Source organism: Mesorhizobium sp. M0317 (assembly GCF_040321555.1).
Lineage (GTDB): Bacteria > Pseudomonadota > Alphaproteobacteria > Rhizobiales > Rhizobiaceae > Mesorhizobium.
The window spans coordinates 60,855-71,056 of the sequence record NZ_JAMYRV010000037.1; the positions used below are offsets into that span (position 1 = coordinate 60,855).

At 64.2% G+C, this 10,202-nt stretch carries 6 protein-coding genes; 5 read left to right on the top strand and 1 reads right to left on the bottom strand.

Annotation, left to right across the window (positions count from 1 at the left end):
* Positions 1-20 precede the first annotated feature (20 nt).
* The 5 genes from NKI88_RS23110 to NKI88_RS23130 all read left to right on the top strand — a co-directional run bounded on the left by NKI88_RS23110 (position 21) and on the right by NKI88_RS23130 (position 7,588).
* Positions 21-1,574: a Do family serine endopeptidase gene (locus NKI88_RS23110; protein WP_023670184.1), complete on the top strand. Its 1,554-nt coding sequence runs from the start codon at positions 21-23 to the stop codon at positions 1,572-1,574.
* A 252-nt stretch (positions 1,575-1,826) separates the two neighbouring features.
* Positions 1,827-2,501: a response regulator transcription factor gene (locus NKI88_RS23115; RefSeq protein ID WP_023670185.1), complete on the top strand. Its 675-nt coding sequence runs from the start codon at positions 1,827-1,829 to the stop codon at positions 2,499-2,501.
* A 107-nt stretch (positions 2,502-2,608) separates the two neighbouring features.
* Positions 2,609-4,084, top strand: coding sequence for a sensor histidine kinase (locus NKI88_RS23120; RefSeq protein ID WP_352657461.1), 1,476 nt, complete (start codon positions 2,609-2,611; stop codon positions 4,082-4,084).
* Positions 4,084-7,050, top strand: a complete 2,967-nt coding sequence (locus tag NKI88_RS23125; RefSeq protein ID WP_352657464.1) for a bifunctional [glutamine synthetase] adenylyltransferase/[glutamine synthetase]-adenylyl-L-tyrosine phosphorylase — start codon at positions 4,084-4,086, stop codon at positions 7,048-7,050. Before NKI88_RS23120 ends, NKI88_RS23125 begins: the two co-directional genes overlap by 1 nt.
* 64 nt (positions 7,051-7,114) lie before the next feature.
* Entirely contained in the window at positions 7,115-7,588 is a 474-nt protein-coding gene (locus NKI88_RS23130) for an EF-hand domain-containing protein (RefSeq protein WP_023702181.1), read from the top strand.
* 106 nt (positions 7,589-7,694) lie between these two features.
* Here NKI88_RS23130 and NKI88_RS23135 read toward each other — a convergent pair whose 3' ends face one another.
* Positions 7,695-10,016 carry a PAS domain-containing sensor histidine kinase gene (locus tag NKI88_RS23135; protein WP_352657467.1) on the bottom strand — a complete coding sequence of 774 codons (2,322 nt, stop codon included), beginning with the start codon at positions 10,014-10,016 and terminating at the stop codon, positions 7,695-7,697.
* Between the last annotated feature and the right edge of the window lie 186 nt (positions 10,017-10,202).

Sequence of the window (10,202 nt, forward strand, 5' to 3'; positions counted from 1 at the left end):
GAAAAGAGGATATGAGACCCATGACTATCGCCCCCAACCCATATTCCCGGACCCGCAAGCGCCTGTTGGCCGCCGCCGCTTCGCTGGCCATTGCCGGCGGCATCGGTTTCGGCGCCGTTGCCACTGGTACAGCTCCCGTTCTGGCCGATGCCGTGCGGGTCGAAGCGCCGCAGGTACCGGGCTTTGCCGACGTCGTCGAGCGCGTTTCGCCGGCCGTGGTCAGCGTCAAGGTCAAGGCCAAGATCGAGCCTGCCGCCGATGACGGCTCCGACCAGTCCGACGATCCGGACGGCATGAACAACCTGCCCGACAATCCGCAGCTGCGCCAGTTCTTCAAGCAATTCCGGGGCTTTGGCGATCAGAACGGCCAGGGCGGCGGCAATCGTCGCTTCAGCCACCGCGACCATAACAACGACCAGCCGCGTCCGGTAGCCCAGGGTTCGGGCTTCTTCATCTCCGATGACGGTTATCTCGTCACCAACAACCATGTCGTCGAGGAAGGCTCCGCCTTCACAGTGGTAATGAATGACGGCAAGGAGCTTGACGCCAAGCTGATCGGCACCGATCCGCGCACCGATCTGGCGGTGCTCAAGGTCGATGGCGTCGGCAAGTTCACCTATGTCGATTTCGCCGACGATTCCAAGGTTCGCGTCGGCGACTGGGTGGTGGCCGTCGGCAATCCGTTCGGCCTCGGCGGCACCGTCACCGCCGGCATCGTCTCGGCCCGTGGCCGTGATATCGGCGCCGGTCCCTACGACGACTTCATCCAGATCGACGCCTCGGTCAACCGCGGCAATTCGGGCGGCCCGACCTTCAACCTCAACGGCCAGGTCGTCGGCATCAACACCGCGATCTTCTCGCCGTCGGGCGGAAGCGTCGGCATCGCCTTCGACATTCCGGCCTCCACCGCCAAGCAGGTGGTGCAGGATCTGATGAAGAGCGGCTCGGTGCAGCGTGGCTGGCTCGGCGTCGAAATCCAGCCGGTTACATCGGACATCGCCGAATCGCTGGGCCTGAAGTCGCAGAACGGGGCTCTGGTTTCGGGCGCCCAGGACGGTGGCCCCGGCAAGAAGGCCGGCATCACCGCCGGTGACGTGATCACCCAGGTCGAAGGCAAGGACGTCGCATCGCCGAAGGAACTGGCTCGTCTGATCGGCGCGTACCCACCCGGCAAGTCGGTCGACGTCACGGTGTGGCGCGACGGCAAGAGCCAGACCATCAAGGTCGATCTCGGCACGTTGCCATCCACTGACAAGCAGGCCTCGGCCGACCCGCAGCAGCCCGCGGCACCGGCAAAGCCCGCCGCGCTGGCCGATCTCGGCCTCACCGTCACCAAGTCGGAAAACGGCAAGGGCCTGGTGGTGACCGATGTCGATCCCGACAGCGATGCCGCCGACCGCGGCATCCAGCCCGGCGATGTCATCACCTCGGTCAATTCGACGGAGGTGAACGGCACCGAAGACGTCGCCAAGGCGATGGCCGATGCGGTCAAGTCCGGCCGCAAGGCGGTGCTGATGCAGATCACCCGCGACGATTCAAACCGCTTCGTCGCGCTGCCAGTCGCCAAAGGCTGACATCACACAGTTTCCAGTGCGGCGGTTTCAACACCCCCGAGCCGCCGCACGGGAAGCAAGGGGCCGAACGCGTTAGTCAGTCATCGTGTTCTGCCCCCGGCGGTAGCGGGCCCCCATCGCCCGCTGCCGCTCTAACATCGAAGCATGTCGCCCAAAGTGCACGGCGGTTTGGCAAAACGACATGCTTGAACGAAAGCTTTTGCGCTTATGGCGGCCTCTCAATCTTCCGGCGAAATCGCGTATAACGGCTCTATGAAGATTCTCGTCATAGAAGACGATCGCGAGGCGGCCGACTATATGCAGAAGGCCTTTGCCGAGGCTGGGCACACCGCCCATGTAGCCGGCGACGGCGAAACCGGCTTTGCGCTGGCCGATGCCGGCGACTATGACGTGATGGTCGTCGACCGCATGATGCCACGCCGCGACGGGCTCTCCGTCATTGCCGGCCTGCGCTCGCGCGGCAACACCACGCCGGTGCTGATCCTGTCGGCGCTGGGCGAAGTCGATGACCGCGTCACCGGTCTGCGCGCCGGCGGGGACGACTATCTGACCAAGCCCTATGCCTTTTCCGAATTGCTCGCCCGCGTCGAGGTGCTGAACCGCCGCGCCAGCGCCAGGGAGGCCGAAACCGTCTACAGGGTCGGCGATCTCGAGCTTGACCGGCTGTCCCATTCGGTCAAGCGCGCGGCGCGCGAGATCACGCTGCAGCCGCGCGAATTCCGCCTGCTCGAATATCTGATGCGCCATGCCGGCCAGGTGGTGACGCGCACCATGCTGCTCGAAAATGTCTGGGACTATCATTTCGATCCGCAGACCAACGTCATCGACGTTCACGTCTCGCGCCTGCGTGGCAAGATCGAGAAGGGTTTCGACAAGCCGATCCTGCATACGGTTCGCGGCGCCGGCTATATGCTGAAGAGCGGCTAGAGCATGATCCCAAAAAGTAGGTACCGGTTTTTGGAGAAGATCATGCTCCAACAAAGGGGTAGGTCATGGTGAGATTTCAGCCAAATCTCATCATGAGCTAGAACTCGATGGCCCTTTCCCTGCCGGCCATCATGAGGACTACGGCGGCGCGGCTTTCAGCGCTTTATTTCCTGCTTTTCGCGCTATGTGCCGTGTTGCTGGTCTTCTACATGACGTCGTTGTCGGCCCGCATGCTGACCGGCCAGACCCAGCAGACCATCAATGACGAGGTGCTCGGCCTCGCTCGTGCCTATCAGAGCGGCGGCCTGCCGCGGCTGGTGCGCGTCGTCGAGCAGCGCTCGCGCCAGCCCGGCGCCAACCTCTATCTCATTGCCGATGTCAACGGCCAGATCCTCACCGGCAACGTGCAGAGCCTGGCACCGGGGGTGCTCGAGACCGATGGCTGGACGACCGAACCCTTCTCCTATCGCCGTTTCGGCGAAGGTGAGCTCGAACGGCAGCGCAACCAGGCTGCTGACCCGAATGGCGCGCAGCCCGGCGAGACCGAAATTCAGCCCGAGGGCGAGAAGGGCCACAACGCCATCGCGCTGGTGCTGCGGCTGCCCAACCAGATGATCATGCTGGTCGGCCGCGATCTCGGCGAGCCCGAGCGCTTCCGCGCCGTCGTCCGCCGCGCCCTGATGCTGGCGCTGGGCATGATGGGCCTGGGCGGGCTGCTGATCTGGTTCCTTGTCGGCCGCGCCGCGCTGAAGCGCATCGACAGCGTCTCGGAGGCAAGCCGCCGCATCATGGGCGGCGATCTCACGGGACGGCTGCCGGTGACCGGCGCCGGCGATGAGTTCGACCGCCTGTCGGAAAACCTCAACACCATGCTGGCCAGGATAGCGACGCTCAACGAAGGGCTGAAGCAGGTCTCCGACAACATCGCCCATGATTTGAAGACGCCGCTGACCAGACTGCGCAACCGCGCTGAGGCGACACTTTCGGGCAAGCACAAGACCACCGACTACCGGCAGGCGCTGGAAGGCACCATCGCCGAATCCGACCAGCTGATAAAAACCTTCAACGCCATCCTGATGATCTCCAGGCTGGAGGCCGGCTATTCCTCGGAGAGCACCAGCAAGGTCGATCTCGCCGCCGCGGTGCATGACGTTGTCGAGCTTTATGAGCCGGTGGCGGAGGAGGCTGGCGTGGTGCTTGAAACTGCCGCGGACGGGAATTTTTCCGTCGATGGCAACCGCGAGCTGATCGGCCAGGCACTGTCGAACATCGTCGACAACGCCATCAAATACTCGACCGATGCGACGGAAAAGCCTGCCGTGCGCGTAGCCCTGCAGCGCGTCGGTCACGAAATCCGCCTTTCCGTTTCCGACAATGGCCATGGCATCCCCGACGATGCCGACCGCGCCAGGGCGACCGAGCGCTTCGTGCGGCTGGAAAAGAGCCGCTCGCAGCCGGGATCCGGTCTTGGCCTCAGCCTCGCCAAGGCGATCATGACTTTTCACAATGGCCGGCTTGAACTTCTGCCTGCCAATCCCGGATTGTCCGTTATCATGAGCTTCCCGGCGCGGGAGGACCATTGATGGCGGTGAGGATGGCTGCGAAACGGATCGAGACCGAATGGCGCCTGCAACTGGCGGCGCAGCTCGCGCCGCTGGATGAGGCCCGCGCCCGGCGTGAACTGTCGGAGATCGCTGGCGATGCCAAGGACGAGAACCTGCCGAGGCTGGCGAAATTCCTAGGAGGCAAGGGCACCGCACAGGAGTTTCTCGCTGCCGTCTTCGATCTCTCGCCCTTCCTCCGCGATGTTGCGCGCCGCCGGCCGCAAATCCTCGACGCGCTGTTCGATGGCAGTGTCGAGGCTCGGCTGCTCGCCATCGCCGAAGCGATCGGCAAGGCCGCCTTTTCCGAGACCGTTTCCGAATCCAGCCTGATGATGGAACTCAGGCAGTGGAAGGGTGAAGCTCACTTCCTGATCGCACTTGCAGACCTCTCCGGCGAGGCCGATGCCGCGCTGACGGTAAGGCGCCTCAGCAATCTCGCCGATGCCTGCACCTGCGCGGCGGTCGACTTCCTGCTGCGCGAGGCGCACAGCCAAGGCAAGCTCAAATTGCCCGATCCCGAAAATCCGTCACGGCAATCCGGCTGGATCGTGCTCGGCATGGGCAAGCTTGGCGCGCATGAACTGAATTTCTCCTCCGACATCGACCTCGTCGTCTTCTTCGATCCGGATGCGCCGGCGATCGTCGATCCGCTCGATGCCACAGAGCTGTTTGCGCGCCTGACCCGCAGGCTGGTCCGCATCCTGCAGGACCGCACCGGGCACGGCTATGTCTTCCGCACCGATTTGAGGCTTCGTCCCGATCCAGGCTCGACGCCGCTGGCGATCCCGGTCGAGGCAGCACTTCGCTACTATGAGGCGCGCGGCCAGAACTGGGAGCGCGCCGCCATGATCAAGGCGCGTCCCGTGGCCGGCGATCTCGATGCCGGGGATGCGTTCCTGCGGGAATTGCAGCCCTATGTCTGGCGCAAATACATGGACTATGCGGCGATCGCCGACGTTCATTCGATCAAGCGCCAGATCCATGCCCACAAGGGTCATGGCGAGATCGCGGTCAAAGGACACAACGTCAAGCTCGGCCGCGGCGGCATTCGCGAAATCGAGTTCTTCGTCCAGACCCAGCAACTGATCGCCGGCGGCCGTTTTCCGGAGCTGCGCGGCCGCGAGACGGTGCCGATGCTGGGTGCGCTGGCGGCGCGCAACTGGATCACCGCCGATGCACGCGACGCGCTCACGCAGCAATATTGGTTTCTGCGCCGCGTCGAACACGCCATCCAGATGGTCGCCGACGAGCAGACGCATATTCTGCCCGACGATGATGAAGGGCTGGAACGCATCGCCCATATGCTGGGCTTTGCCGATGCCGCCAGATTTGCCGAAACCTTTCGCGCGGCTTTGCATGAGGTCGAGCGCCATTACGCCGCGCTGTTCGAGACCGCGCCTGAATTGTCGGCCGGCGTCGGCAATCTGGTCTTCACCGGCGATGTCGACGACCCCGACACGCTGCAGACCTTGCACGGCCTTGGCTTCCAGCGGCCAAGCGACATCTGCCGCGTGATTCGGGGCTGGCATTTCGGCCGCTATCGCGCCACCCAGTCGGCGGAAGCGCGCGAGCGGCTGACCGAACTGACGCCGGCGCTGCTCAAAGCCTTCGGCCAGACGCGCCGGGCCGACGAGGCGCTGGTTCGCTTCGACGAACTCCTCGCCGGCCTGCCCGCCGGCATCCAGCTGTTTTCGCTGCTGCAGTCGAATCCCGCTCTGCTGAAGCTTATGGCGACGATCATGGGCGCCGCGCCTCGGCTGGCGGCAATCATCACAAGGCGCCCGCATGTCTTCGACGGTCTGCTCGACCCGGCGCTGCTCACCGAACTGCCCAACCGCGCCTATCTCTCAGCGCGGTTGGCCGCTTTCATCGATGGCGACAGGCCCTACGAGGATGTGCTTGACCGGCTGCGCATCTTTGCCTCCGAGCAGAAATTCCTGATCGGTGTCAGGCTGCTCGCCGGCGCGAGCGACCCGGCGCGCGCCGGCCGCGCCTTTTCCGATCTCGCCGACCTCACCATCGACGCCGCATTGCAGGCGGTGACCACCGAATTCGCGCTGCGCCACGGCGGTATCGCCGGCGGCACCGTGTCGCTGCTCGGCATGGGCAAACTCGGCAGCCGCGAGCTCACCGCCGGCTCCGATGTCGACCTCATTCTGCTCTACGACCACGACGCGAATGCCGACGAGTCCGACGGCGACAAGCCGCTCGCACCGTCGCACTACTACACCAGGATGACGCAGCGGCTGATCGCGGCTGTCTCGGCGCCGACCGCCGAAGGCGTTCTCTACGAGCTCGACCTGCGCTTGCGGCCATCCGGCAACAAGGGGCCGGTGGCCACCCACATCGATGCCTTCAAGAAATACCAGCGCCAGGAGGCCTGGACCTGGGAGCACATGGCGCTGGCCCGGGGGCGCGCCATCGGCGGCGACGCGGCCCTTTGCGCCGAGGTCGAGGCCGAGGTGGCGGCACTTCTGGCCTTGCCGCGCGACGCCGCCAAGGTGAGGGCGGAGGCATCCGAGATGCGCGCGCTGATCGAGAAGGAAAAATCGCCGCGCGATCTCTGGGACATCAAGCTCATCTCCGGCGGCCTCATCGACCTCGAATTCATCGCGCAGGTGGCGGTTATAACCGGGCAGGTCGAAGCCGGCCGCAGGGTGACCGCGACCGGCGAAATCCTGGCGCATCTGTCGCCGGATTTCGCCGAGGCTGACGTCAGGCAGCAGCTTTGCGAAGCCTACCAACTCTATCTGGCGCTGACCCAGATGACGCGGCTTTGCCTCACCGGTGCATTCGAACGCGATGACGTTCCGCCGGGATTGTCGGATCTGCTTCTGGCGGTGACTGACCTGCCGGATTTCGGTGTGCTGGAAGCACATCTCAAGGAAACGTCGCAAAAGGTCAGAAAGGATTTCAACCTTTTGCTTCGTACGAAACGGTCGTGAGGGCGTGAAGCGTTGGCGGCTGTTTCGGATCGCATCGGGGGTGACGATGCAACAGGAGATACCCATGAGAAAGACAACCGGACTTGCCCTTGCCTTTGTCGCGCTTGCCGGCGCCGTTGGCACCACCGCCTATGCCGAGAACAATGCCAGCGCCAGAATGCGCGAGGGCGCGATGATGCGCCTCGACAAGGCGATGAAGGATTCCAACGGCACCATCAGCTTCGACCAGTTTTCCGACGCCATGAACGCGCGGCTGAAGAAGCTGGTCGCCGATAATGGCGGCAAGCTGACAGTCGCCCAGCTCGCTGACGCGCTGGAGAAGGCGCGGTTCGAGGAAATGGCCAAGCGCATAGTTGCCCGCTACGACAGCAAGGGCGACGGCACGCTGACCACGGACGACATCACCGGGCGCGAGAAGAAGGTGTTCGCCATGCTCGACCGCAACAATGACGGCAAGATCGAGCGCAACGAACTGCCAAAGAAAGGCCGCATGGGCCGCCACCACCAATGGGACGGCGGCGACGACAGCATGGAGTGAAATGGCGATATATGTCTCCGGCGGCGAAAGCCGCCGGAGCCCTTACATGACCGGGGCTACTCAGTCCTTGAACGCGGCGGAGAGCACCGCTCGCATTGGCGGGCCGTCAGGCCGCCGCCTTCACCGCCAGCGCCGGCTTCTTCACCGGAATGCGCACCGACACGATCGTGCCGACGCCTTCGGTCGAGCGGATTTTCAGCGCGCCGCCCTGCAGCTCGGCCAGCGAGCGCGAGATGGCAAGGCCGAGGCCGGAGCCGGCGTGGTTCTTCGAAAACTGGTTCTGCACCTGTTCGAAGGGGCGGCCAAGCTTGCTCAGTGCCTCCTTCGGAATGCCGCAGCCATTGTCCTCGATGGTCAGCACCAGCGCGCCTGACGTGTTGCGGGCGCGCACCGAGATATGGCCGCCCTGACCGGTGAACTTCACCGCATTCGACAGCAGATTGATGGCGATCTGCTTGATCGCCCGGCGGTCGGCGAACAGCGTCATCGTATCGGCGATGCGGGTTTCGACCGTGATCGATTTCTCCGCCGCCTGCAGCGAGATCACCCGCACCGTCTCGCGGATCAGCGGGCAGAGATCGATTTCCTCGCGGTCCACCGAGAATTGGCCGGCTTCGATCTTCGACATATCGAGTATGTCGTTGATGACGCCGAGCAGATATTTGCCGCTGCCGTTGATGTCGTTGGCATATTCCTCGTAGCGCGGCGAACCGAGCGGCCCGAACAGGCCTTGTTCCATCAGTTCGGAGAACCCGATGATGGCGTTGAGCGGCGTGCGCAGCTCGTGCGACATGTTGGCTAGGAATTCGGATTTGGCCCGATTGGCGGCCTCGGCGCGCTCGGTTTCCTTCATATATTCGCGGTTGAGCTCGACCAGTTCCTTGGCGCGCTCTTCCTCGGCCCGGCGGGCGAGGCTGAGGTCGTGGATGGTCGCCATCAGCCGGCGCTCGCTGTCGACCAGCTTTTCCTGGTGCAGCTTGATCTGGGTGATGTCGGAGCCGACGGAGACCGTGCCGCCGTCCCGGGTCCTCAGTTCGTTGACCTGCAGCCAGCGGCCGTCGGAGAGCTGCCGCTCGAAGGTTGCGCCCCCTTGCGGCCCGTTGGTGTTGGCCAGCCGCCGTTCAGAGGCGAAGGCCAGCATGCGCTCTTCAAGCACGGCGCGCGCAGCGCCCGGCATGACGTCGCGGTCCGACAGGCCGTTGTCCTTCTGGTATTTGGAATTGCACATGATCAGGCGCTGGGCGGCATCCCACAGCACGAAGGATTCGTTGATGTTTTCGATCGCGGTCCGCAGGCGCAGGTCGGCCGCCTCCGAGCGCAGCGCCAGATGCCGCTGCTCGGTGACGTCGACGGCAATGCCGATCAGCTGGATCTCAGGCGCTTCCGGGTCGATCACCTGGGCCCTGGCGCGCATCCACACCCACTGGCCGTCGGCGTGACGCATCCGGAACACCTGGTCGATATGGTCGATCTCGCGCTCGACGATTTTGTTGGCCAGCTCGAACAGGTCGCCGTCCTCGGGGTGGATGATGTCGTCGACCTCGCCGAACGACAGCATCGAGTTGCAGGGCTCGTAGCCCAGCATGTCGTACATCGAGCGCGACCAGTACATCTTGCCGCGCACCATGTCCCAGTCCCACAGGCCGCAGCGACCGCGAACCAGCGCCATGTCGATGCGCTGATGGGCTTCGAGATAGATGCGGTCGGCTGTCTGGGCGCGCGATGCCTGGCCGAAATAGGCGTAGAGGATGATGATCAGCACGCCGGCTGTCAGCACAAACAGCGTGACGTTGAGCGAGACGGTCTTGCGCCAGTTGTCGAACACCGCTTCCTGCGGCACCAGCACGGCGGCGGCGTTCTTGCGGTCCCGGGTCAGGCTCACCGCCGCGTACCAGTCCTGGCCGCCGATGCTGACATCCATGACCCCGGCGCGGTCGCCGAACATGAACAGCGGCTGGCCGTCCAGCACCAGGCTGTCCAGCGATCGCCCTTGCCAGCCGGTCGACAGCGGCGACACGGCAATGATCTTGAAGGCGCTGTCGGTGATCACAAGCACATGGCTTCTGCCCATGGCGCCCTGGCGGCTCGTGCTTTCCAGAAGATCAATTGCACCGCTGGATGCCGCGGTCGGGTCGGCCGAGATTGCGTTCGCCATCTGGCCGGCGGCGAGACCTAGCACCGCCTTGCCGTCGCGCTCGGCCTCGTCGCGCTCGTTCATCAGCGACAGCACGCGCAGTGCGGCGATGACGATCAGGAAGATGATGATGAGAGCCGGTATCGAACGGCGCAGAAGGGGTTCGGCAGCCAGGAGCCGCCGGTAGGCTGGTTCAGCGATGAGCCGCGTATTGCCGGCGAGGCCGTCGCCTCGCGCCTTGCGCCGCTCAAAAGCCGTCCCTTCGGGCGCGCCCCACGCGTCCGCCTTGGCCATAAATGGCACTCCCCGAATTTCCGTACGCTTGACGATCCGGCAACACCGCACATCCGAATCGTCTGTAAAGAATCAAAGGTGATTCGCCTTGTCCAGAGGCGCGGCCGAAAAACATTAAAAATTGATTGAAATAACGCTGGAATCCCTCCCCTTGAGGGGAGGGTGGCCCGAAGGGACGGGTGGGGT

Bases quoted from the DNA above. Each gene is read 5' to 3' on its own strand.
- NKI88_RS23130 (WP_023702181.1), top strand. From the start codon at position 7,115: ATGAGAAAGACAACCGGACTTGCCCTTGCCTTTGTCGCGCTTGCCGGC.
- NKI88_RS23110 (WP_023670184.1), top strand. From the start codon at position 21: ATGACTATCGCCCCCAACCCATATTCCCGGACCCGCAAGCGCCTGTTG.
- NKI88_RS23120 (WP_352657461.1), top strand. From the start codon at position 2,609: ATGGCCCTTTCCCTGCCGGCCATCATGAGGACTACGGCGGCGCGGCTT.
- NKI88_RS23125 (WP_352657464.1), top strand. From the start codon at position 4,084: ATGGCGGTGAGGATGGCTGCGAAACGGATCGAGACCGAATGGCGCCTG.
- NKI88_RS23135 (WP_352657467.1), bottom strand. From the start codon at position 10,016: ATGGCCAAGGCGGACGCGTGGGGCGCGCCCGAAGGGACGGCTTTTGAG.
- NKI88_RS23115 (WP_023670185.1), top strand. From the start codon at position 1,827: ATGAAGATTCTCGTCATAGAAGACGATCGCGAGGCGGCCGACTATATG.